Source organism: Pseudoruegeria sp. SK021, assembly GCF_002119405.1.
Taxonomy (GTDB): Bacteria; Pseudomonadota; Alphaproteobacteria; order Rhodobacterales; family Rhodobacteraceae; genus Meridianimarinicoccus.
On record NZ_MTBG01000008.1, the window covers coordinates 64250 to 86361 of the forward strand.

Annotated in this window: 22 protein-coding genes; 12 read left to right on the top strand and 10 right to left on the bottom strand. The window is 61.5% G+C overall.

What is annotated here, in order from left to right; genetic code table 11:
* Positions 1–91 precede the first annotated feature (91 nt).
* Positions 92–808: a response regulator transcription factor CtrA gene (ctrA, locus tag BV911_RS07390; RefSeq protein WP_086052963.1), complete on the bottom strand. Its 717-nt coding sequence runs from the start codon at positions 806–808 to the stop codon at positions 92–94.
* 92 nt (positions 809–900) lie between these two features.
* Positions 901–1179 (bottom strand): DUF1153 domain-containing protein, encoded by a 279-nt coding sequence (locus tag BV911_RS07395; protein WP_086052964.1) that lies wholly within the window; start codon positions 1177–1179, stop codon positions 901–903.
* Positions 1180–1312: 133 nt separating this feature from the next.
* Between BV911_RS07395 and mnmA the strand changes: the two genes are divergently transcribed.
* Positions 1313–2446: a tRNA 2-thiouridine(34) synthase MnmA gene (gene mnmA, locus BV911_RS07400; RefSeq protein WP_086052965.1), complete on the top strand. Its 1134-nt coding sequence runs from the start codon at positions 1313–1315 to the stop codon at positions 2444–2446.
* Between the two features lie 181 nt (positions 2447–2627).
* Here the strand turns inward: mnmA and tsf are convergent, their stop codons facing one another.
* Both tsf and rpsB read right to left on the bottom strand, forming a co-directional pair.
* On the bottom strand, positions 2628–3503 hold the full coding sequence (gene tsf / locus BV911_RS07405) for a translation elongation factor Ts (RefSeq protein ID WP_086052966.1): 876 nt from the start codon (positions 3501–3503) through the stop codon (positions 2628–2630).
* An 82-nt stretch (positions 3504–3585) separates the two neighbouring features.
* On the bottom strand, positions 3586–4383 hold the full coding sequence (rpsB, locus tag BV911_RS07410) for a 30S ribosomal protein S2 (protein WP_086052967.1): 798 nt from the start codon (positions 4381–4383) through the stop codon (positions 3586–3588).
* 227 nt (positions 4384–4610) lie between these two features.
* On the opposite strand from rpsB, the gene BV911_RS07415 reads away from it, so the two are divergent.
* The 4 genes from BV911_RS07415 (at position 4611) to BV911_RS07430 (ending at position 7918) form a co-directional block, all read left to right on the top strand.
* Positions 4611–5507 (top strand): PfkB family carbohydrate kinase, encoded by an 897-nt coding sequence (locus BV911_RS07415; protein WP_086052968.1) that lies wholly within the window; start codon positions 4611–4613, stop codon positions 5505–5507.
* Positions 5504–6424 carry a pseudouridine-5'-phosphate glycosidase gene (locus BV911_RS07420; protein WP_086052969.1) on the top strand — a complete coding sequence of 307 codons (921 nt, stop codon included), beginning with the start codon at positions 5504–5506 and terminating at the stop codon, positions 6422–6424. Before BV911_RS07415 ends, BV911_RS07420 begins: the two co-directional genes overlap by 4 nt.
* A 105-nt stretch (positions 6425–6529) precedes the next feature.
* Entirely contained in the window at positions 6530–7252 is a 723-nt protein-coding gene (locus BV911_RS07425; protein ID WP_086052970.1) for a DUF502 domain-containing protein, read from the top strand.
* 51 nt (positions 7253–7303) lie between these two features.
* On the top strand, positions 7304–7918 hold the full coding sequence (locus tag BV911_RS07430) for a LysE/ArgO family amino acid transporter (protein WP_086052971.1): 615 nt from the start codon (positions 7304–7306) through the stop codon (positions 7916–7918).
* On the opposite strand, the gene BV911_RS07435 is transcribed toward BV911_RS07430, so the two are convergent.
* The 3 genes from BV911_RS07435 to BV911_RS07445 are packed head-to-tail and all read right to left on the bottom strand — an operon-like array spanning position 7919 to position 9953.
* Positions 7919–8047, bottom strand: a complete 129-nt coding sequence (locus BV911_RS07435) for an entericidin A/B family lipoprotein (RefSeq protein ID WP_086052972.1) — start codon at positions 8045–8047, stop codon at positions 7919–7921.
* A 56-nt stretch (positions 8048–8103) separates the two neighbouring features.
* Positions 8104–9153, bottom strand: coding sequence for a patatin-like phospholipase family protein (locus BV911_RS07440; RefSeq protein ID WP_086052973.1), 1050 nt, complete (start codon positions 9151–9153; stop codon positions 8104–8106).
* Between the two features lie 26 nt (positions 9154–9179).
* Positions 9180–9953 carry a 3-hydroxybutyrate dehydrogenase gene (locus BV911_RS07445; protein ID WP_086052974.1) on the bottom strand — a complete coding sequence of 258 codons (774 nt, stop codon included), beginning with the start codon at positions 9951–9953 and terminating at the stop codon, positions 9180–9182.
* Positions 9954–10286: 333 nt separating this feature from the next.
* Between BV911_RS07445 and BV911_RS07450 the strand changes: the two genes are divergently transcribed.
* From BV911_RS07450 to BV911_RS07460, 3 genes are all read left to right on the top strand, one after another.
* Positions 10287–12104 (top strand): extracellular solute-binding protein, encoded by a 1818-nt coding sequence (locus BV911_RS07450; RefSeq protein WP_086052975.1) that lies wholly within the window; start codon positions 10287–10289, stop codon positions 12102–12104.
* A gap of 183 nt (positions 12105–12287) precedes the next feature.
* Positions 12288–12926, top strand: coding sequence for a DsbA family oxidoreductase (locus BV911_RS07455; protein WP_086052976.1), 639 nt, complete (start codon positions 12288–12290; stop codon positions 12924–12926).
* 170 nt (positions 12927–13096) lie between these two features.
* Positions 13097–14320, top strand: coding sequence for a multidrug effflux MFS transporter (locus BV911_RS07460; RefSeq protein WP_086052977.1), 1224 nt, complete (start codon positions 13097–13099; stop codon positions 14318–14320).
* Between the two features lie 4 nt (positions 14321–14324).
* Here the strand turns inward: BV911_RS07460 and BV911_RS07465 are convergent, their stop codons facing one another.
* The gene (locus BV911_RS07465) at positions 14325–15725 is read right to left on the bottom strand and encodes an aspartate aminotransferase family protein (protein ID WP_086052978.1); all 1401 of its coding nucleotides are present in this window, start codon (positions 15723–15725) and stop codon (positions 14325–14327) included.
* Between the two features lie 203 nt (positions 15726–15928).
* Between BV911_RS07465 and BV911_RS07470 the strand changes: the two genes are divergently transcribed.
* The 3 genes from BV911_RS07470 to BV911_RS07480 all read left to right on the top strand — a co-directional run bounded on the left by BV911_RS07470 (position 15929) and on the right by BV911_RS07480 (position 19988).
* Entirely contained in the window at positions 15929–16168 is a 240-nt protein-coding gene (locus tag BV911_RS07470; protein WP_086053009.1) for an Lrp/AsnC ligand binding domain-containing protein, read from the top strand.
* A gap of 27 nt (positions 16169–16195) precedes the next feature.
* On the top strand, positions 16196–17335 hold the full coding sequence (locus BV911_RS07475; protein ID WP_086052979.1) for an ABC transporter substrate-binding protein: 1140 nt from the start codon (positions 16196–16198) through the stop codon (positions 17333–17335).
* 112 nt (positions 17336–17447) lie between these two features.
* Entirely contained in the window at positions 17448–19988 is a 2541-nt protein-coding gene (locus BV911_RS07480) for a hypothetical protein (RefSeq protein ID WP_086052980.1), read from the top strand.
* Positions 19989–20029: 41 nt separating this feature from the next.
* Here the strand turns inward: BV911_RS07480 and BV911_RS07485 are convergent, their stop codons facing one another.
* Positions 20030–20362 (bottom strand): hypothetical protein, encoded by a 333-nt coding sequence (locus tag BV911_RS07485; protein WP_086052981.1) that lies wholly within the window; start codon positions 20360–20362, stop codon positions 20030–20032.
* A 422-nt stretch (positions 20363–20784) separates the two neighbouring features.
* Between BV911_RS07485 and BV911_RS07490 the strand changes: the two genes are divergently transcribed.
* On the top strand, positions 20785–21306 hold the full coding sequence (locus BV911_RS07490) for a GNAT family N-acetyltransferase (RefSeq protein WP_086052982.1): 522 nt from the start codon (positions 20785–20787) through the stop codon (positions 21304–21306).
* Here the strand turns inward: BV911_RS07490 and BV911_RS07495 are convergent.
* Complete coding sequence (locus BV911_RS07495) at positions 21257–22033, bottom strand: gamma-glutamyl-gamma-aminobutyrate hydrolase family protein (protein ID WP_086052983.1); 777 nt, start codon at positions 22031–22033, stop codon at positions 21257–21259. The two genes, BV911_RS07490 and BV911_RS07495, sit on opposite strands and share 50 nt — an antisense overlap.
* Positions 22034–22112: the final 79 nt, after the last annotated feature.

The window sequence follows — 22112 nt, forward strand, 5'->3', positions numbered from 1 at the left end:
CCGTCCTTCGTTTCCAACGACGTGATAGGAGGGCTTGGCGATCAGGTCCAGTCCGCCATAGGGTTTCTTTGCCGATGACGGCACGATCCGCTCAAACCCCAATCGCCAGATGAGCAACGCCGCGCTGCTCCGCTTCGGGATCGCGCAGCACATAGCCCCGGCCCCAGACGGTCTCGATATAGCTGTTGCCGCCCGTGGCTTCGCTGAGCTTTTTGCGCAGCTTGCAGATAAACACATCGATGATCTTGAGTTCCGGCTCGTCCATGCCGCCATAGAGATGGTTCAAAAACATTTCTTTCGTCAGAGTGGTGCCCTTGCGCAGCGACAAAAGCTCCAGCATCTGGTATTCCTTGCCGGTCAGATGCACCGGTCCGCCGTCCGTCTCGACGGTCTTGGCATCCAAATTGACCGCGATCAGGCCGGTGCGGATCACCGACTGGGAATGGCCCTTGGACCGGCGAATGATCGCATGTATCCGCGCCACCAATTCCTCACGGTGGAACGGTTTGGTCAGGTAATCATCCGCACCGAACCCGAAGCCTTTGATCTTGTTTTCAGTATCCGCTTCGCCAGACAGGATCAGGATCGGCGTTTCGACCCGCGCCAGACGAAGCTGACGCAGGACATCGTGGCCATTCATATCGGGAAGGTTAAGGTCGAGCAGGATCAGATCGTAATCGTATAGCTTGGCAAGATCGATCCCCTCTTCCCCAAGATCCGTGCAATAGACGTTGAGATTGGCGTGGGTCAGCATCAATTCGATGCTTTTCGAAATGGTCGGGTCGTCCTCAACTAGCAACACGCGCATCTCACGTCCTCCGTTAAGATTGCAATTAAAGCTAACGTGAACAAAAGAGGTTAATCGTAGGTTACTATGTCACAAACAGGACCTAATACAACTTAAACTTGTCGATACCGCTGTAAAGCCGTTGTTTTTAAAGCAGATTCTCCATGCGTATCCACGGCAATCGACCAGCTGTCCAGTTCGTCATCCGACAGCTGATACTTCGATTTCGCCTCGTCCCGGGTAATCAATCCGTGCTTCACGGCCTTAACCACCACCGCTTTTCTACTGGCCACCCAACGGATTGTGTCCTCAGCGGGCAGGTCCGCCCGGGTTAGAGTTGTGCCGTCCGGAAGGCTGACCAGTCGTGGGCCGTCGATTTTCTTGATGTACATTTTGGTTCCCCTCGTTACCACCACCCTCAGGAATGCGCGCAGCTGTTAAACACGCGGTGAAACCAACCCTTGAAAATACCTCAGATTTTCTTATATTCCGATAGGTTAACCCTGTTGCCCGGACCCCTCCCTTATGACCTACCCGTTGAATTCACTCGGCTTTGCAAAGCCGCCATCCGAGACTCGTGTGGTCGTTGCCATGTCCGGCGGCGTCGACAGTTCCGTGGTTGCGGCACAATTGGCCGAGGAAGGCTATGACGTCATCGGGGTCACGCTGCAGCTTTATGACCATGGTGCGGCCCTTGCAAAGAAGGGCGCCTGCTGTGCCGGGCGCGACATTCATGATGCGCGGCGGGTGGCCGAAGAGATGGGATTCCCGCACTATGTGTTGGACTACGAAAACATCTTCCGCGAAGCCGTGATCGACGAATTTGCGGACAGTTATTTGGGCGGTGCCACACCAGTTCCCTGCATCCGCTGCAACGAGCGCGTTAAGTTTCGTGACCTGCTGGCGACGGCAAAAGATCTGGATGCCGACTGTATGGCGACCGGCCATTACATTCAGCGCAAGTCCGGCGCGCTGGGACCAGAGCTGCACGCCGCCGCTGATTCGACCCGGGACCAGAGCTATTTTCTGTTCTCCACCACCGCTGAACAGCTGTCCTATCTGCGCTTTCCGCTGGGCCACCTGCCGTCGAAAGACGCGACCCGCCAATTGGCGACCCGCTATGGCTTGGCGATTGCCGACAAGCCGGACAGCCAAGACATCTGCTTCGTGCCCAACGGCGATTATGCCAGCGTGATTGAAAAACTGCGCCCGGGCGCGGCCGATCCCGGCGATATCGTCGATATGGAAGGCACCGTCCTCGGCACCCATCGCGGGGTGATTCATTACACCGTCGGTCAGCGGCGCGGTCTGGGCATCGGCGGTCTGGTCGATCCGCTTTACGTCGTGCGGCTTGATCCCGACGCACGGCAGGTTGTAGTCGGCCCGAAAGAGGCGCTGAGCACCCGGATCGTCCCCGTGCGCGAGATCAACTGGCTTGGCGATGCACCCCTGACCAGTCAGGCGGTCTGGGAGGTAGAGGTCAAGGTCCGCTCAACCCGCCCGCCCCGGCCCGCATTGATCCGGCCTCTGTCTGCCACCGAAGCCGAGGTTGAACTGCTGACCCCGGAAGAGGGCGTCAGCGCCGGACAAGCCTGCGTCTTCTATTCCGGCGGCGACAGCCGCGTGCTGGGCGGCGGCTGGATCTGGCGCGGTCACTAACGGGGCCGGAACACGGCACCCCGGCGTCCAGTCGGGACAAGCGCCTTAACGCACGCATGCCCTCTCCCCATTTCAAGTCATATCTTTAAACAAAAAAAAGGGGCGGTATCAGCACTTTGCCGATACCGCCCCTTTTTTCACAATCTCGCGCCAGCCCGAACCGGGCCGGCGCGACACCTGATTAGCCCTGTGCGACTTTCGCCACTTCAGCAGCAAAATCTTCTGCCACTTTCTCGATGCCTTCGCCGACTTCAAGACGGACGAAACCGGTGACTTCAACGCCAGCTTCTGCCGCAGCAGCCGCGACCGTCAGGTCAGGGTTCACAACGAATGCCTGATTGAGAAGGGTGACTTCCGAGAAGAATTTCTTCATCCGGCCTTCAATCATCTTCTCGATCACTTGCTCGGGCTTGCCGCTTTCGCGCGCTTGCTCGGTCAGGACGTGCTTTTCACGCTCAACCATGGCCGGATCGATATCGGCTTCGCTCAGCGAGGCCGGGTTGATCGCAGCCACGTGCATGGCAACCTGACGACCAAATTCGGCATTGTCGCCGGTCAGCGCGACCAGAACACCGATTTTGCCCATGCCCTCGGTCACCGAGTTGTGGATGTAGGACACAACCGTGCCGCCAGTCAGAACCGCCATCCGGCGCACCGACATGTTTTCGCCAATGGTGGCGATCTTGGCAGTGATGGTTTCTTCAACGGTTTTGGAACCGATCTTGGCCGCCTTCAGCGCTTCCAGATCGTCAACAGCAACCGCAGCCGTGGCAATATCTTTCACCATGGCCTGGAACTCAGCGTTCTTGCCGACGAAATCGGTCTCGGAGTTCACTTCAACCACGATGCCCTTACCGTCGGTGACGGCAACGGCCACAAGGCCCTCAGCCGCGGTGCGGCCGGACTTCTTGGCGGCTTTGGCCAGACCTTTGGTGCGCAGCCAATCGACCGCTGCTTCCATGTCGCCATCAGTTTCCGTCAGGGCTTTCTTGGCGTCCATCATGCCCGCGCCAGTGCTGTCGCGGAGTTCTTTGACCAGTGCAGCTGTAATTGCCATTTTCGGCTCTCCTGAATTCTCACGTATGATCACGCCGTGGTGGTAGCCACGGCGTGTGTCAAAAATGTAATGGCGGGGGCGATCAGCCCTCGACGGTCTCGGCAGCGGCGGCTTCGACAACTTCGGTCGCGTCGTCCAGCGCTTCTTCGACCGGGCCATCTTCGAACTCGCCCAGGTCGATGCCAGCGGCACCCATCTGTGCGGTCATGCCCGACAGCGCCGCGCGTGCAACCAGATCACAGTACAGCGCAATGGCGCGTGCCGCATCGTCGTTGCCCGGGATGATGTATTCCACACCATCGGGCGAGCAGTTCGAATCAACCACAGCCACAACCGGGATGCCCAGCTTCTTGGCTTCCATGATCGCCAAGTCTTCTTTCTTGACGTCGATGACGAACAGCAGGTCAGGAACGCCGCCCATGTCCCGGATACCGCCCAGCGAGGCTTGCAGTTTGGTCTGCTCGCGCTCCATGCCCAGACGCTCTTTTTTGGTCAGGCCGCTGACGCCGTTTTCCATTTGCTCGTCGATCGCCTTGAGGCGGTTGATCGAGTTGGAAACGGTTTTCCAGTTGGTCAGCGTGCCACCGAGCCAGCGGTGGTTCATGTAGTACTGGGCGCATTTTTCAGCAGCTTCAGCCACCGGGTTCTGTGCCTGACGCTTGGTGCCAACGAACAGCACGCGGCCGCCACGAGCAACCGTGTCGCGCACAGCGTTCAGCGCAGCGTCCAGCATCGGGACAGTCTGCGTCAGGTCGAGAATGTGAATCCCGTTACGGTCGCCGTAGATATACGGCGCCATGCGTGGGTTCCAACGTTGGGTCTGGTGACCAAAGTGAACGCCAGCTTCAAGAAGCTGACGCATTGAGAAATCGGGCGTCATAGCCTTTTCCTTTTCCGGTTTGCGCCACGGCGGGGTGTGAGGGGCGGATGCCCCAACCGGCGGACCTTTGAGGATGTCTCCCCCAATGGCCCAAGTCCCGCCTGCGAAGTGAAGCCGCCCCATAGGCCAGTTCCAACCTGATTGCAAGTCCGAAGCGCCCACATTGGCGCAGCGACCCACCCCAAGCAGGGCTTGCCTTTGCTGCGCCAAGTCGCCAGACATTTGCTATGACGAGTGGCAAACCCTGTATCCCCTGTATCGGCTCGGTGTTGTGGGACATCATCGGACGGCATGGCCATGCCATGGGCCTTGGCGCCGACCGGCCCGGCACAATCACCCGCCTGCCCGGAGGCGTAGCCCTGAACGTGGCGATGACACTGGTCCGCTTCGGAATGCAGCCGACCGTGCTGACCGCCATCGGCACCGACGCGGATGGCCACCACCTGATCGACGAATGTGCCCGGCTCGGGATCGACACCCGCCACGCCTTGCGCCGCAGCGATCTGCCCACCGACCGCTATATGGCCATCGAAGGGCTGAACGGCCTGATCGCGGCCATTGCCGATGCGCAGTCTCTGGAAGCTGCCGGCAATGCCATCCTCGCGCCGCTGGCAGATGGCCGTCTGGGCACTGCCGACGCGCCATTTTCCGGGGCGATGGTGCTGGATGGCAATCTGTCCGAAGACGTCCTGACCGAAATCGCCGACAGCCCGCTTTTTGCCAAGGCGTCGTTGCGCATCGTGCCTGCCTCGCCCGGCAAGGCGACGCGCCTGCGGCCACTGCTGACCATGGCCAACGCAACGCTGTACCTTAATCTGGAAGAGGCCGAAATTCTGGCTGAAACCAGCTTCCGCAGCAGCGCCGAGGCCGCCTCGGCCCTCGTCAAGGCGGGCAGCGCCCGGGTGCTGGTCACCCATGGCGCACAGGCTGCCACTGACGCCTGCCCCGAGGAAGTCCATACCGCCCATCCGCCCCAGATCGAACCCCGCCGCATCACCGGCGCGGGCGACACCTTTGTCGCGGCCCATATTGCCGCCGAATCCGCCGGTCACCAACGCCCCTTCGCGCTTGGGGCCGCGATTCACGCCGCCGCCACCTATGTTTCAGGAACTGACAGCCCATGACCTCCCTGCCCCTTCACTTTTCCGCCGAAGTTGCCAGCGCCCGTGACCGTGGCGCGCCAATCGTGGCGCTGGAAAGCACCATCATCACCCATGGGATGCCCTACCCCCGCAACGTCGAAACCGCCCGTGCGGTCGAGGCTGTGATCCGCGCAGAGGGGGCTGTGCCCGCCACCATCGCCGTGCTGGACGGCACCCTGCATATCGGCCTCGACCCCGACCAACTGACGGCGCTGGCCCAAGCCAAGAATGTCGCCAAACTGTCCCGTGCCGATCTGGCGGTCTGCATCGCCACTGGCGGCACCGGGGCCACCACCGTCGCCGCGACGATGATTGCCGCCGCCCAAGCCGGCATCGATGTGTTCGCCACTGGCGGTATCGGCGGCGTTCATGCCGGCGCCGAACTGAGCTTTGACATCTCCGCCGATCTTCAGGAACTGGCGCGCACGCCGGTGACCGTGATCTGCGCCGGGGCCAAAGCGATTCTCGATCTGCCGAAGACGCTTGAGGTTCTGGAAACCCTTGGCGTGCCTGTCATCGTCAACGGGCAGGACGAATTGCCCGCCTTCTGGTCGCGCGCCTCGGGCCTTGCCGCCCCCTTGCGTCTGGACAGCCCCCAGCAGATCGCCCGCGCCGCCCTGACCCGCGCCGCCCTCGGGCTGTCTGGTGGCCAATTGGTCGCCAACCCGATCCCCGAAGCCGACGAGATCCCCGCCGAGGTGCTGGCCCCGCTGATCGCACAGGCCCAAGCCGAAGCCCAAGCTGACGGAATCACCGCGAAAGCCGTAACCCCCTATTTGCTGGCCCGCTTGTTTGAGCTGACCGAGGGGCGGTCGCTTGAGGCGAATATTGCCCTCGTTTTGAACAATGCCCGGTTGGCCGCCCAAATCGCCCAGCAATTCACCGCACTTCGTGGTTAATTCAAGTTCCGGCTGCCGCGCTCTGGCCTGCCCCATTGTAGAGCCCGGCGCGACCTTCTACATTCAAGCCGTTCCAGCGACCGCCATAGAGTGCAAAGCCCCCTGATGCTTGAAACCCCTGACCTTCCCCCGATCGAACGGCGCAAGCCGGGTCTGATCGGCAAGCTGCGCGCGAATTTCCTGACCGGGTTAATCGTGATCGCGCCGATCAGCCTGACCCTGTACCTGATCTGGACTGTGATCGGATTGGTCGACGGGTTCGTGTTGCCGCTGGTGCCCGGCCCGTGGCGCCCTGAGCACTATATCGGGATCAATCTGCGCGGCGTCGGCGTGATCATCTTCTTGATCTTTACCGTGTTGGTCGGCTGGATCGCCAAGGGCCTGATTGGCCGGTCCTTGATCGGCTGGGCCGAAGGCTTGGTCGAGCAGATGCCAGTGGTTCGCTCCATCTATAACGGCCTCAAGCAAATTGCGGAAACCGTGTTTGCCCAACAAGAGACCAGCTTCGAGAAGGCCTGCCTGATCGAATACCCGCGCAAGGGCATCTATGCGATTGGCTTCATCTCGACCGTCACCAAGGGCGAGGTCAACCGCATTGCCGGCACCAATGAACCGCTGCTCAGCGTCTTCGTGCCGACCACGCCAAACCCGACCTCGGGCTTCTTGCTGTTCCTGCCGAAAAGCGAAGTGACTGAACTGAAAATGACCATCGAAGACGCGGCAAAAATGGTCATTTCCGCGGGCTTGGTCCACCCCGTCGAAAAACTTCCTCAAGAGGTGCCACTGATGCCAACCCCGGACCAAACTGCCCGGGAAAGCTGGCGCTGAACGCCTGCCATCCATGACCTCTGATCTACGTCTATCCTGCGGGGCCGCCCGATGAATGCGGCCCTCGTCACCGGTTTCGCCACGGGCTTGTCGTTGATCTTGGCCATCGGGGCGCAAAACGCCTTTGTGCTGCGTCAGGGCCTGCTGCGAACCCATGTCCTGCCGCTGTGCCTGTTCTGTGCCGCCTCTGACGCGATCCTGATTGGCTTGGGCATCCTTGGCTTCGGCGCAGTCAGCGCGGCATGGCCTCTGGTGCCGCGCCTGTTGATGCTGGGCGGGGCCGCTTTCCTGATCGCCTATGGTGCCATGCGCCTGCACGCCGCATGGCGCGGCGATTACAGCCTGCAACTGTCGGGGCAGTCGCCAAGCCTGTGGAAGACCCTCGCCATCGCCGCAGCGCTGACATGGGGCAATCCGCATGTGTATCTGGATATGCTGGGGCTGATCGGCGCGATCTCGACCCAGTTCCCGGACGTGGCAACCAAAGCTGCATTCGGCCTCGGGGCTGCGACGGCGTCGTTCGTGTTCTTTTTCAGTCTGGGCTATGGCGCGCGCTTTTTGGCCCCGGTGCTGCGCACCGCCACCGGATGGCGCATCCTTGATCTGATCATCGCATTGGTGATGTGGGGACTGGCCGCCGCGTTGCTTCACGACGGCCTCGCCTGATTACTGCGCGGATTTCGCAGCCCCTTCGATGGTCTGACCGCCGGACTGGATGTCTTTCCCCATCCCTTCGACCGTGTTGCATCCCGCCAGCGCCACCAGCAGCGCCCCGATCACAATGCTCAACCTCATTCCGTCTTCCTTTATTTATGTGGGCACCGGCCAAGCAACCGACGCTAAAGCGAATTCTAGCCGAACATTGTTGGAAGATCGACTGTGCTCTTGACCCCCAGATCGGCTTTATGCGCGTCAAGAAACTTGGCCGCCGCGTCATAGCCTGCGATTTTCAACTGCCCCAGAACCGTGGGCAGCGGCACCATCTTTGTGGCCACCGACAGCGCATTCATCAACACGTCATCCGAGATCATATGGATGTTCAGATCGCGCATGGTGCCGGGGGTCAACGCACCCGTTGTCAGCATCCGCTGCACAAAGGCGATGGCCCGCAATTCCCGCAGCAAGGACGAGTTGAAGCTGATCTCATTGATCCGGTTCTGGATCTCCATCGGCGTGCGCGGCAGGGTCTCGGTTTCCAGCGGATTGACGTTGATGATCACCACATCCCGGGAAAACGCCGGGTCGAATAGCGGAAACAGCGCCGGATTGCCGGTATAGCCGCCATCCCAAAACGCCTCGATCCGGTCGGTTTCGGTGTCGTAAATCTCAACCGCCTGAAACACCGACGGCAGACAGGCCGAAGCCAGAATGACATCCGTGCACATCTCGTCTTGGGTAAACACCCGGATCTTGCCGTTGCTCACCCGGGTGGTGTTCACGAAAAACGCGGGGCCCGCATGGGAACAGACCCGGTCAAACCGAAACCGATCCACGATTCGGCGCAGCGGGTTTTGATAAGCTGCGCCCAAAGCATAGGGGCTGATCGCCCGCGTATAGGCATCGATCATCGCCACCGGCAGTGAATATTCCAGCGCCCGGGACATCAGCGCCGCCGGCGGCGAAATCGCGTCCAGCCAGGCTTGCAGCCCCGGATCGTTGACCGCCCCCATCTGCGCCCAAAGCCAGTCCAGATTGTCCAGCGCGGCCTGCCGCCCCGCGTCCCCCGGCGCGCTGGTCAAGCCTGCCTTCAGGGCGGCTCCGTTCAAGGCCCCGGCCGATGTTCCCGAAATCGCGGCAATCTCGATCTCGGGGTCTTCAAGAATTCGGGTCAAGGCGCCCCACGTGAACGCGCCATGCGCCCCGCCGCCCTGTAGCGCCAGATTGATCGACAGCGGGGTCATGACGGCACGCCCGGCACCGCCCCGACCTACATCGCCGTCCAGCCCCCATCGACGCTGATCGTGGTGCCGGTGATCTGATCCGCCGCAGACGAGCATAAGAACTGAACCACGCCGCCCAACTGTTCAGTGGTCGCAAATTCCTTGGACGGCTGCCGCTCGAGCAGCACGTCGCGGATCACCGTCTCCCGGTCCATGTCGTACTTTTTCATCGTGTCAGGAATTTGCGCCTCCACCAGCGGGGTCAGCACATAGCCGGGACAGATCGCATTGGCGGTGATCGGATCGCGCGCGGTCTCCAGCGCGACCACTTTGGTCATGCCCACCAGCCCGTGCTTTGCCGCCACATAGGCCGACTTGAACGGCGAGGCCCGCAGCCCATGCGCCGAAGCGATGTTGATCACCCGGCCCCAGCCCGCCTTACGCATGATCGGCAGCGCGGCAGCGGTGGTGTGGAACGCCGAATTCATGTTAATCGCGATAATGGCGTCCCATTTTTCAACCGGAAATTCGTCAATCGCGGCCACATGCTGAATACCGGCATTATTAACCAGAATATCGCAACGCCCGGCCTGTTCAATCAGCGCCCGGCATTGATCGCCTTTCGACATGTCCGCCTGAATATAGCGGACCTCGACCCCATGCTCTTTTGCCAGCTTTTCAGCCAAATCATGATCTTCCTGACTGTCGGAAAAGGAATTCAAAATAATATTGGCACCGGCAATGGCCATTTCTGTGGCGATGCCCAAACCGATTCCCGAATTCGACCCGGTAATGACTGCGGTCTTGCCTTTGAGAGTCATGGAAGTCCCTTCCGATTGAATGTCGCCGAAAGGATATCCAGTCCGCCTGCAATGAACAGGGGCAACTGCGGAATTGTCCTGTTTCCCCACGCCTTTGCGACATTGCGTCCGCCAACCGGCAAACACCATGGAAACCCGCAGACCCAAACGCCAAAAAAAAACGCCCGCACAAGGCGGGCGCTAAGTTATTGAGGCAGGTTTCATACAGGCAAGAAACCTATCGAGCAGTGATTTCAATATAAGCAATAGATGCACGACCTCCAACCCAAAAGTTTGAGAAACCATAAAACTTTCGATAAGCTCTGAGCCAACACCACGACAGGCAGGACCCCGATGACCCCCCATAAATCCGTCACCAAGGCGCTTTGCACCCTTATTGCGTTAATAGTTCTTAATGTTTCGCCGCCCGTCGCGGCCGAGCCCAGTCATGGCATAGCTATGTATGGCGACCCGGCCCTTCCACCGGATTTTGTGTCCTTACCCTATGCGAATCCCGACGCCCCCAAGGGCGGACGAATCGTTTTTGGCGAACGGGGGGGATTCGATTCGCTCAATTCGCACATCCTGAAAGGCAACGCGCCATGGGGAATGCGCCTGCATGTGTTTGAATCGCTGCTCGGGCGAAACTGGGATGAACCCTTCACGCTTTACGGTCTTTTGGCAGAATCAGTCGAAACCGGACCGAATCGTGACTGGGTAGACTTCACCCTGCGCCCCGAGGCCCAGTTTTCCGATGGCAGCCCTGTCACCGTCGACGATGTGATCTGGTCAATCGACACTCTGGGCACCGAGGGCCACCCGCGATTCGCTTCGTCCTATGCCAAGATTGCCGAGATGACCCAGACCGGGCCACGGTCGCTGCGGATCACCTTCAACACCGCCGACCGGGAATTGCCGCTGATCATGGGCCTGCGCCCGATCTTTCAGAAGGCGCAGTGGGAGGGGCTGGATTTCGCGGCCAGTTCTATGCTGCCGCCCATCGGATCCGGGGCCTATACTGTGACCGAAGCCATCCCCGGACGCAGCCTGACTTTCACCCGCAACCCGGATTATTGGGGGCGCGATCTGAACTTCAATCGCGGCCAGCATAATCTGGACGAGATTCGTTATGACTTCTTCGCCGATGCGGGGGTGATTTTCGAAGCCTTCAAGGCTGGCGAGATCACGTCCTATCGCGAAGGCAACGCCGCCCGCTGGACCGACAGCTATGATTTCGACGCGGTGCATGACGGCAGGATCACCAAATCCGAAATCGCGCATCGCCGCCCCACCGGCATGACCGGGCTGGTTTTCAACACCCGCCGGGACATCTTTGCTGACTGGCGGGTGCGCGACGCCCTGCTGCACGCCTTCAATTATGAATTCATCGCCCAAACCCAGACCGGCGGCGTTGACCCGCGCATCCCGTCCTATTTCGGCAACTCGGTACTGGCCATGCAAGACGGGCCTGCCTCCGACGGCGTGCGGGCCTTGCTGGAGCCTTTTGCCGATGACCTGCTGCCCGGCGCGCTGGAGGGCTATTCCCTGCCGGTCTCGGACGGATCGGAACGCAACCGCGCCAACATCGTCATCGCCACCAATCTGCTGCGCGAGGCGGGCTGGACCCCGGTCAATGGCGTGCTGACCAATGCCGCCGGGCAACCGTTCACCTTCGACATCTTGCTGCGGCAGGGCTCGGCCGAATATCAGGCCATCGTCAATATTTACGTGCAGGCGCTGAACCGTCTCGGCATCAGTACCACGGTGACGACCGTGGATAGCGCCCAGTACAACCAACGCACCAGCGCGTATGATTTCGACATGACCTTCTACAATATCGCCCTGTCGCTCTCGCCGGGCAATGAACAAACACTATACTGGGGCAGCGAAGGGGTGACCGCTCCGGGCACCCGCAACTGGATGGGCGTCAACAGCCCCGCCGCTGAGGCCATGGTCGACACGATGCTGACCGCCACCACCAATGAAGACTTCACCGATGCCGCCCGGGCCTTGGACCGCATCCTGACCACCGGGCGCTATGTCATTCCGCTGTGGTTCTCGAATGTCTCGCGCATCGCCCATTCCAGCAGCTTGCATTACCCCGACGCACTGCCCGTCTACGGCGACTGGACCGGGTTCCAGCCCGATGTCTGGTGGTTTGAGGCCGAGTAACCCCCGCCGTCCCAGCGCGGCCTTGGCCCCGCACATCGCGGAGGCAGGCACATTTGCCTCCGCACGCTTGCCGCGCTACAAGTGCTGCAAGTTCTATCACTATTCCCCGGCTCTGCCATGCAGGGCCCCTGACATGATCCTGCGCCACCCCCCCGCGCCGGAGCTTCGAGGCATACACGACACATGGTCAAACTTGATATCTTCTCCGATCCGATCTGCCCGTGGTGTTATATCGGCAAAACCAATCTCGACCGGGCCTTGGCCCAGCAAACCGATCAGCCTTTCGAGATCGAATGGCACCCGTTCCAGTTGAACCCGGACATGCCCCGTGAGGGAATGGATCGCCGCGATTATCTGGAAACCAAATTTGGCGGCAAACAAAACGCGGTCCGGGTCTATGCCCAGATCGCCGAAGCCGCCGAGGCCATCAATCTGCCCATTGATTTTGGCGCGATCAAACGCACGCCGAACACGCTGAACGCGCATCGCCTGATTCACTGGTCCTATATCGAGCAATGCCAAGATACCGTGGTGGACGCCCTCTTTGAGGCCTATTTCCAGCAGGGTCTCGATATTGGCGATACCGATATTCTGGCCGATATCGCCGACACCGCCGGCATCGATGCGGCGGCAGTGCGGCGGTTGCTGGCCACCGACGAAGACATCGACGAAGTGCTGAAACGCGATGCCCACGCCCGCGAGATGGGGATCAACTCGGTGCCGACCTTCATCGTTGACCGGCAACACGCGGTTCCCGGCGCACAGCCAACCGACCTATGGCGTCAGGTCATGGCACAGGTGATCCAAGCGCAAGCCGGCTGACCCAAACCAGCCCCAGACTGGCGCTTATGTCATTGAAGTAACAAGTAATAGTAAATAGCGACCTCCGAGACTTGAAGCCACGCACAGGCCCCCCTGCGCTGACGCAGGGCAGTTAAGGCTGGCATGGCCTCCGCGCCTGTCCTATCGCGGAGGCCAGACCGGAGTTGCAAATGTTCACACCCCCCCAGCCGTCCAAACCCGAATTCATCGGCATCATGGCCATGCTCATGGCGACGCTGGCGCTGTCCATCGACGCCATGCTGCCCGCCCTGCCCCAGATCGCGGCGGAACTGACGCCAGACTTCCCCAACAAGGCGCAATTGGTGGTGACCAGCTTCGTTCTGGGCATGGGCCTCGGCACCCTTGTGATGGGGCCGCTGTCAGACAGTTTCGGACGCCGCTCGGTGCTGCTTGGCGGCGCGGTGGTGTTCTGCCTTGGCGCTATCCTTGCCTCGCAGGCGCAATCGTTAGAGATGTTGCTGGCCGCCCGCGTCCTTCAGGGCTTTGGCGCCTCGGCCTCACGGGTGATCGCCATCGCCATCGTGCGCGATCTCTATGCCGGACGGCAAATGGCGCAGATGGTGTCCTTCGTCATCATCGTGTTTACCCTCGTCCCGGCCATCGCCCCAAGTCTGGGGGCCGCGATCCTGCTGGTGACCAGTTGGCGCGGAATTTTCGTCGCTTTCCTGATCTTCTCTGCGGTGTCGGTCAGCTGGCTGATGTTGCGCCAACCCGAAACCCTGCCGCCCGAGCGTCGCCGCCCGCTGCGGTTCGGCCCAGTGATGTCCGCCGCCCGCGAGGTCATCGCCCACCCGCTGGTCCGCCGGTCCATCCTGGTGCAGACCTTCGTACTTGGCACCATGTTCAGCACGATTTCGTCGGTGCAGATGATCTTCGACCAGAGCTTCGGCAAAGCCGACAGCTTCCCGCTGTGGTTCGCCCTGATCGCGCTCTGCGGCTCGTTCGGCGGCTTTCTGAATTCGCAATTGGTGATGCGGATCGGAATGCGCGACGTGATCATGCGCACCCTGATCGTTCAGGTCGCGCTTGGCGTGGTCTATGTCGGGATGAGCGAATTGCATCTCTGGCCCGAAGCCCTGCTGTTCCCGGCCTTCATGGTCTGGGGCATCAGCGTCTTTGCCGCCGTCAGCCTGATCCTTGGCAATCTCAACGCCATGGCGTTGGAGCCGATGGGCCATATTGCGGGCACCGCCTCTTCCATCATCAGCGCCGTCAGCACCGTTGGCGCGGTCCTCATCGCGGTGCCGGTCGGGTTGATGTTTGACGGCACGCCGTTGCCGGTTGCGGTCGGCGTGCTGGTCTGCAGCGTCCTTGCCCTGCTGTTGATGCGGACCATCCGGCCTGTGGCGGAAAGCCGGGCGCGGTCGGCCTAAGCGCTTAGGCCGCCGCCACCATCAGCCCATCAGCCAGCGCCGCCTGCAACGTCTGGTCCAGCGCCCGCCGCGCCCGGTCCACCAGTTGATCGATCTCGTCTTCGGTGATCACCAAAGGCGGCGCGATGATCATCCGGTCGCCCACATGGCGCATGACCAGACCATTGGCAAAACACTGCTCGCGACAGCGCAGGCCGATGGTGCCTGCATCGGCGGCGAACCGGGCCCGCCGGGCCTTGTCCGGGGTCAAGGCCAGCGATCCCATCATGCCGACGGTGCGGGCCTCGCCCACCAGCGGATGCGCGGCCAACCTCGCCCATGCCGCCGCCAGATAGGGGACCACGACACCGGCCACCCGGTCGACGATCTGTTCCTCTTCCATGATGCGCAGGGTTTCCAGTGCCACCGCCGCCGCCACCGGATGCCCGGAATAGGTGTAACCGTGGTTGAAATCCCCCGCCGATCCCACCACTTGCGCAATCTCGTCACTGACGATCGAGCCGCCAATCGGCAGATAGCCCGACGACAGCCCCTTGGCGATGGTCATGATGTCAGGCCGCGCCCCCACGGTCTGCGCGCCAAACCACTGCCCGGTCCGGCCAAAGCCGCAGATCACCTCATCCGAGATCAACAAGATCTCATGCGCATCACAGATCCGCTGAATCTCGGGCCAATACGTCTCAGGCGGGATGATGACGCCGCCAGCCCCTTGGATCGGCTCGGCGATAAAGGCGGCCACCCGGTCCTCGCCCAATTCCGCGATCTTCGCTTCAAGCTGACGGGCACGGGCCAGACCAAAGGCCTCTGGGGTGGCGGCGCCGCCTTCGCCATACCAATCGGGCTGGTCGATATGAACGATGCCGGGAATCGGCAAGCCGCCCTGCGCATGCATCCCCGCCATGCCGCCCAACGACGCCCCGGCCATGGTCGAGCCATGATAGCCGTTTTTGCGGCCAATCACGATCTGCTTCGACGGCTTGCCCTTCACGTCCCAATACCGCCGTACCAAGCGCAGATTGGTGTCGTTCGCTTCCGACCCGGACCCGGCAAAGAACACATGGTTCAAATGACCCGGTGCCAGTTCGGCCAGCTTCGCCGCCAAGGCAATGGCAGGCACATGGGTGGTCTGGAAAAACGTGTTGTAATAGGCCAGCTGGCGCATCTGGCGCGCCGCCACATCGGCCAGTTCTTCGCGGCCATAGCCCAAGTTGACACACCAAAGCCCGGACATTGCGTCCAGAATGCGATTGCCGTCGCTGTCGGTCAGAAACACCCCGTCGCCCCGGGTAATCACCCGCGCGCCCTTGGCCGCAAGGGCCTCGGCGTCGGTGAAGGGATGCATGTGGTGCGCTACATCCAACGCTTGCAGGGCTGCGGTCGGCAGGTGGTTGGTGATCTCGCTCATCTCGGCGGCTCTTCTCTTAAGGACAGGCGCCGCACTGATCTGCCGCGCAAGCCAGAGCTCTATCACGTTCACATCTTCAAACCATCGGGGTTTCTGCCCCAACAGTGATGGACGATTGGTCCGGCTTGCTCTAACACATGCGGAAATTCGCAGTGTCGGCGGAAATCCCCCCGGGCTCTTGCGCCCCGAAAAGAAGGTTGGCAATCGTGAACTGTGTCTTTGTGCAAATCCGATGCGTGCCCGGAACCACCTATAAAGTGGCCGACGAGATTACCTTGCGCGAACTGCATTCCGAACTTTACTCGACCAGTGGAAATTTCGACCTGCTCCTGAAGCTATATGTGCCAGATGGCGTGGACATCGGAAAATTCATCAATGACAATCTGCTTGACATCAAAGGAATCGAGCGGACGCTGACAACGCTGACCTTCAAGGCGTTCTGAGGCAGGCAAGAACAAAGGGACAGACGAATGAAACTTCTTCACATGCTAGGTGCCGCGACCACGGTCATGTCGCTGGCCGGACTGGCCGTGGCCGAGCCGGTGAAAGTCGGGATGATCACAACCCTGTCCGGGGGCGGCGCAAGTCTGGGCATCGATGTCCGGGATGGCTTCCTTCTGGCGCTGGAGATGGCCGACGCCCCCGATATCGAACTGGTCATTGCCGACGATCAGCAAAAGCCTGAAATCGCAGTGCAACTGGCCGATGAAATGATCCAGAGCACCAAGGTCGACGTCATGACCGGAATCATCTGGTCCAACCTCGCCATGGCGGTGGTGCCGGCGGCGGTGGCACAGGGCAAATTCTATCTGTCGCCCAATGCTGGCCCCTCGGCTTTGGCGGGCGCGGGATGCAGCCCCTATTACTTCAACGTCGCATGGCAGAACGACAACCTGCACGAAGCGGCCGGCGCCTATGCCAATTCGGCCGGGTTGAAAAATTCGTTCCTGCTGGCCCCGAACTATCCGGCCGGTCAGGACGCGCTGACAGGCTTCAAGCGGTTCTACGAAGGTCAGTTGGCGGGTGAGCTGTTCACCACCCTCGGTCAGACCGATTACGCCGCCGAGATCGCTCAGATCCGGGCGTCGGGTGCCGACAGCGTCTATTTCTTCCTGCCCGGCGGCATGGGGATCTCGTTCCTCAAGCAATATGCCGATAGCGGCGTGGAAATTCCGTTGATCGGACCGGCCTTCAGCTTTGACCAAGGCATCCTGCAAGCCGTCGGCGATGCAGCGCTTGGGGTGAAAAACACCTCGCAATGGGGCAAGGATCTGGACAACGCGGCCAACATCGCCTTCGTCGACGCCTTCGTCGCCACCTATGGCCGCCTGCCGTCGCTCTATGCCAGCCAAGGCTATGACACCGCCAACCTGCTGCTCAGCGCCATGGACAAGGCCGACGTCCACGATGCCGCCGCGTTTCAGGCGGCGTTGGAAGAGGCCGATTTCGCCTCGGTGCGCGGCGATTTCGAATTCGCCCCCAACCACCACCCGGTTCAGGACTTCTATGTCCGCGAGGTGATCAAGGAAGGCGACGTCTACACCAACCGCATCCTCGGCGTCGCACTGGCCGACCGGGCCGACGCCTATGTCGCCGAGTGCAAGATGTAACACCCGCTATCCCCCCGGACCGGACCCAGCCTCGGTCCGGGGGGCTTTGGCCGCCTTCCCTTAGGTCAAGCTTTTAGTCGACAATGCCGCGTTCCCGTGCCACCGTTCAGGGATGTGGAAAACGCCGCTCCTCATACTTACCACCTTGGTTGTCGCCGCCATTGCGGTGCTCGCCGCCGCCTTCGCCCTTCCCTATCTGGCCGAAGCGACCCAAACCATCCGCACCGCTTTGACCCGCCCCGCCACCACCGCCGGTCTGGTCTTCGTCGAAAGCCCCGAGGTTTATACCCGGCAACGGCTGGTCAACGACCGCTATGGGCAGGATGCGTGGCTGCGGGCCAAGCTGGCGGAAATCGACGACCCTGACACCAGCTTCATCGACATCTACAGCGTGCAGCAGCAGTTTCGCGATGCCGGCATCACCCTCAGCCTTGGCCCTGCCGCCGCCGCCTCCCCCCAAGCCACCGATACGACCCCCGGCCAACCGGTGATCCCGGACAGTGCCGATCTGTCGTTCCGCACCCGCTTTGATCTGCAATCCGCCGCCCGCGACGAGATCCGCCAGCGCATCCTCGAAAACGCCCTCGACGATCGCCACGACCTCAGCGGCAACACCGTGTTCGGGCTGAAGTTCGACACCGCCGTCCTGCCGGGGGCCAATACCGTCCTCAGCCCCGCCGTCATCGTCAAGATGACCTCGAACCCCCTCGATGCCCTGCATCGCAGCCTCGAAGACCTCGCGCCGCTCTATGGCCGCTGGTCCAGCCCGATCAGCCTGCACAGCGATCTGGACCCCGACGGCACCGACATCACCACGGTTCAAACCCTCGACCGGCATTTCGACAAATGGCGCAGCAGCATCGAACAGCGGCTGAACGATCACAAGAATGTCGCGCGCGGCGATCTCTGCGCGGTAAACCGCGGCCTTGTCATGGCCGACCGCACGCTTTGCACCGGCACCGTCCTCGCCCCATCAGCCCGGGATTTCCTTGCCAAGGTCTTTGCAGAAACCCACGCCGTGGACGACGCGCTGTCCTATGTGCTGCGCCTGCCGCCCGAAAAAATCTCAATCGGCACCGATTTTCTGAACCGGGTCTATGACGAGGCCGGGCGCGATTGCGCCACAGGCGATGCCGACATCACCATCGAACACTTTCTGGCCAAACGGCCCAAGGCCCAACCGTTCCAGCTGCCACTGCCATGGGGCCAGCTCTTCCAACTCAAGCTGCGCCACCTGCAAGCCGAGGACGAGCTGTTCTGCAAGGTCGCGATCAATCTGACCCTCGACGGGCTGGAGGTGCCGCTGGCCTTCGTCACCAGTGACCCCGCCCCGGCCAGCCCCGGCACCCGCAAGACCGGACCAGACGATCCGTCCCAAGCCGGGTGGCTTCAGGTCGACTGCGATGCCGACGCCTGCGCCGACCGCTCCAAGTCGATCTGGGTCGAACCCCGGTCGCAATCCCTCGCCGCCTCCACCAAAGAGGCGGTGGACAGCGTCCTGACCCGGCCCGCCCTTGAGGCGCTTTTGACCAAGGCCACCGGATCGCAACTGTGCTTCGGGCGCGCCTCTGAATACGATCCGTGGTTTTACTTCGGGGCCACCGCGCCCGCCGAAAGCAGCGGCTATGCCTCCAGCTGTTTTCCCGGCGACAGCATTCAACTGCGCCTTGGTGCCTATTACTTCCTGCGCCGCATGACCGAGGTGGAAAGCTACACCTACGCCGCTTTTCCGCGCGGCGATGTCACCGGCGTCGTCACCGAAACCCTGTCGACCTCGTCGGTGGCCGGGCGGCTGGACGGGGTGCCCGGCTTGTCGGCCCGGGCCACCGTCGGCGATGCCGCACGGGCCCGCCAGGCCGAGGCCCAGCCCAGCATGATCAACTTCGCCTCCGGCCGGGGCGGACACGACAACAAGGGCGATCTCGACAAGCTGTTTGATTTCGGATGGGCCATCGTCAAGGACGGCCCGAAACAGCCGATGATGGCCTCGCAATTGGTCATCGTCTCGGTCCCGGCCTATCTCGACAGTCTGGAGCTGGATGTCTGGCAAGGGTTTCTCGACATCGACAACGCGCCTTACGACCGTAGCGCCTTTAACGACCTCGTGCTTGATGACCGCATTCCGGCGCTGATGCCCAGCTTTGAAAAGCGCCACTTCCGCCTCAACCTGCCGCCCGACTACTCGGCGCTGGATGGGCTGGTGATTGGCAGTAATCTGGTGACCGGCCCGCGGATCAACCAAAATGCCCTACGCGACCGGTATCGGCTTCCGGCTTGCGGCGACCTGTCCCTCGTCATTCCCGGCGAACGGCTGTGGCGCTCGACCGTGGTGACGCTGGACGATGTGAAAGCCGACAAGATTGAGGTGATGCCCGACATGCTGGGCATTCTGGCCACCTTCCGCACCGACACCATCGCGGGCCTACGCCCGGACCCACGCTTTATCGAAACCGTCGCCGCTGCTGCACCGCCGCCCCCCGCCGCATCCGCCGACCCGCAGGCCGCCCAGACCACACGCCTGACACCGGCGTTAGAACTCAGCGGGCGCTTGGCGGTCTGGACCAGTGAAGGCGATGATCACACCGATCTCACCTTCTCATTCCGGGCCGCCGATTGCGCCCTCACAGATGCGGCCCTCGACGGTCGCAACTGATCTAACCCGCGCGGCAGATGGCAGGTCGAGGACAGGGGTGGTCAGCGGGTGATCCGACCCGGTGTCTCGCCGCAATAACATCCCGAATTGATCGGCTGCGGGCCGACGGTACATTCCCCGCGCGGCGTCTCGCACACCGCCATAAACCCGTCGCCCTGTGCCGGCTCCATGATCCGGCTCAAGCTGGCCTTGGCCGCCACCCGGGCCACTTGTTGCGGCGAATACACTGGCGCCGCCACTGGCGCAGGGCTGACCGCAACAGGAAGCGGCAGCGGCAGCGGCAGCGGCACGGGCGTCGCGGTCAGTTCAGACACGCCATAGCCCAACGCCGCCGATGCCAACGCAACTCCGCCAAACAGAAAATATTTCACCATAGTGTCCTGCTCCAGATTGCCGTCTCAAGCGATCTTTTTTGGGCTCGGTCTTTTAGGCGCGCAGTCGAGTTTGATCTGGATCGCACCCGGCGGTCGCCGCGCCAATCCGAAATGTCAGTGCCCGAGCCAATTTTGCCAACCATGATACCCCGAATGGGCCGCAACGGCAACGTGACGCCGCCAATCACGGTTAACGCTTTGCAAAAATCCCACGCTCGGCGGGCGCGCGGCCTGATACCAGTCCGACAAAAGTCCGACGAAAGTCCGATAAAAGTCCGACGCTGGATTTCAGGGGAAGTTTCGCTCATGCTGGCGATGAAATCCGCGTCCCGTTCCCGGCCGCTCCAGAGGTTCGATGTGCCAAACGTCCTGCTTTTTGATCTGCACGCCGTCACCAAATCTCCGCGCAAGGACCCGAGATTATGATCCGAATTCGGCCATTTGAACCGGCAGATGCGCCGGAACTTTTGCTTGTTTTTCAAAGGTCTGTACAGGAAGGCGCGGCCAGCGCCTATGACGCGGCACAGCGGCATGCGTGGGCCTCAGCCGTCACCGCCTCACCGGTCTGGACCCGGCGTCTGGGCGATCAGATCACCGTGGTCGCCCAGCATCCGGACGGCCTGATCGGCTTTATGACCTTGGGTTACGACGGCCATCTCGATCTGGCCTATGTCCGACCAGATTGGATGGGAAAAGGCATCGCTGCCCGCCTGCATGACCGCCTGCTTGCCCGTGCCGAAGATCACAACATGACCCGCCTAACCACCGAAGCCAGCCTCCTCGCCCGGCGCTTTTTTCTGCGTCAGGGCTGGCGGGAACTGGCCCGGCAAGAGGTGCAAAGGGGCGCCGTGTCATTGACGAATTTTCGCATGGACAAGCGTCTTGCAGGCCAGATCACGCCGTCGACAACGTCCGAGCAACCCGCCCCGCTGCGAAAGTTTTGACTGCCGCGCCAAAGGCTTGGAACAACGGACGCGATACTGGATCGTTCGCGGCGTTCCATTCAGGATGCCATTGGACTGCAAGGGTAAATCCCGGCGCATCTTGCACATACAGGGCTTCGGGCGTGCCATCGGGCGCATAGCCGTCGATCACGATCCGCTTGCCCGGCGCCTTCACGCCCTGACCGTGCAGCGTGTTGGTCATCACTTCTTGCGCACCGGTTAAACGGTGAAACACCCCGCCTTGCGTGAACTTGACCATATGGCGCAGCTCGAACTTTTCTTCCTGCGTCCCGTCCGGTGGCATCCGGTGGTTCATCCGGCCCGGCAAATCCCGGATCTCTGGATAGAGCGAGCCGCCCAATGCGACATTCACCTCTTGAAACCCACGGCAGATGCCCAAAAATGGCTGGCCGCGCTGAATGCAGGCTCGGATCAGCGGCAAGGTGATCGCATCCCGCGCCCGGTCGAACACGCCATGGGCGGCGGTTTCACATTCACCATACTCTTCCGGGTGAACGTTCGGACGCCCACCGGTGAACAGAAAGCCGGTGCAGGCCTCAAGCAGGTCTTCGACCGCTACCACACGGGGGTCGGCGGGGATCAACAATGGCAACCCACCTGCCACCTCGGCCACCGCCTGCGAATTCATCAATCCGCCCGCGTGGACCGCGTATTGGTCGTTCAATTGGTGACTGTTGCTGATAATGCCGATGACTGGCCGGTCCATGTATCCCTCGTTGAATTTATCGTGCACCTGTTAGTCCCATTTGCGCCCGAGGTCGAGATGCACCAGCACAGTCTCAGGT

What these genes read in the sequence shown, in the direction of transcription:
- BV911_RS07475 (WP_086052979.1), top strand. Translation starts at nt 16,196, where the DNA reads ATGAAACTTCTTCACATGCTAGGTGCCGCGACCACGGTCATGTCGCTG.
- BV911_RS07480 (WP_086052980.1), top strand. Translation starts at nt 17,448, where the DNA reads ATGTGGAAAACGCCGCTCCTCATACTTACCACCTTGGTTGTCGCCGCC.
- BV911_RS07425 (WP_086052970.1), top strand. Translation starts at nt 6,530, where the DNA reads ATGCTTGAAACCCCTGACCTTCCCCCGATCGAACGGCGCAAGCCGGGT.
- BV911_RS07460 (WP_086052977.1), top strand. Translation starts at nt 13,097, where the DNA reads ATGTTCACACCCCCCCAGCCGTCCAAACCCGAATTCATCGGCATCATG.
- BV911_RS07415 (WP_086052968.1), top strand. Translation starts at nt 4,611, where the DNA reads ATGACGAGTGGCAAACCCTGTATCCCCTGTATCGGCTCGGTGTTGTGG.
- BV911_RS07465 (WP_086052978.1), bottom strand. Translation starts at nt 15,725, where the DNA reads ATGAGCGAGATCACCAACCACCTGCCGACCGCAGCCCTGCAAGCGTTG.
- BV911_RS07435 (WP_086052972.1), bottom strand. Translation starts at nt 8,047, where the DNA reads ATGAGGTTGAGCATTGTGATCGGGGCGCTGCTGGTGGCGCTGGCGGGA.
- rpsB (WP_086052967.1), bottom strand. Translation starts at nt 4,383, where the DNA reads ATGACGCCCGATTTCTCAATGCGTCAGCTTCTTGAAGCTGGCGTTCAC.
- BV911_RS07445 (WP_086052974.1), bottom strand. Translation starts at nt 9,953, where the DNA reads ATGACTCTCAAAGGCAAGACCGCAGTCATTACCGGGTCGAATTCGGGA.
- BV911_RS07490 (WP_086052982.1), top strand. Translation starts at nt 20,785, where the DNA reads ATGATCCGAATTCGGCCATTTGAACCGGCAGATGCGCCGGAACTTTTG.
- BV911_RS07395 (WP_086052964.1), bottom strand. Translation starts at nt 1,179, where the DNA reads ATGTACATCAAGAAAATCGACGGCCCACGACTGGTCAGCCTTCCGGAC.
- BV911_RS07420 (WP_086052969.1), top strand. Translation starts at nt 5,504, where the DNA reads ATGACCTCCCTGCCCCTTCACTTTTCCGCCGAAGTTGCCAGCGCCCGT.
- ctrA (WP_086052963.1), bottom strand. Translation starts at nt 808, where the DNA reads ATGCGCGTGTTGCTAGTTGAGGACGACCCGACCATTTCGAAAAGCATC.
- BV911_RS07440 (WP_086052973.1), bottom strand. Translation starts at nt 9,153, where the DNA reads ATGACCCCGCTGTCGATCAATCTGGCGCTACAGGGCGGCGGGGCGCAT.
- mnmA (WP_086052965.1), top strand. Translation starts at nt 1,313, where the DNA reads ATGACCTACCCGTTGAATTCACTCGGCTTTGCAAAGCCGCCATCCGAG.
- BV911_RS07430 (WP_086052971.1), top strand. Translation starts at nt 7,304, where the DNA reads ATGAATGCGGCCCTCGTCACCGGTTTCGCCACGGGCTTGTCGTTGATC.
- tsf (WP_086052966.1), bottom strand. Translation starts at nt 3,503, where the DNA reads ATGGCAATTACAGCTGCACTGGTCAAAGAACTCCGCGACAGCACTGGC.
- BV911_RS07485 (WP_086052981.1), bottom strand. Translation starts at nt 20,362, where the DNA reads ATGGTGAAATATTTTCTGTTTGGCGGAGTTGCGTTGGCATCGGCGGCG.
- BV911_RS07455 (WP_086052976.1), top strand. Translation starts at nt 12,288, where the DNA reads ATGGTCAAACTTGATATCTTCTCCGATCCGATCTGCCCGTGGTGTTAT.
- BV911_RS07495 (WP_086052983.1), bottom strand. Translation starts at nt 22,033, where the DNA reads ATGGACCGGCCAGTCATCGGCATTATCAGCAACAGTCACCAATTGAAC.
- BV911_RS07450 (WP_086052975.1), top strand. Translation starts at nt 10,287, where the DNA reads ATGACCCCCCATAAATCCGTCACCAAGGCGCTTTGCACCCTTATTGCG.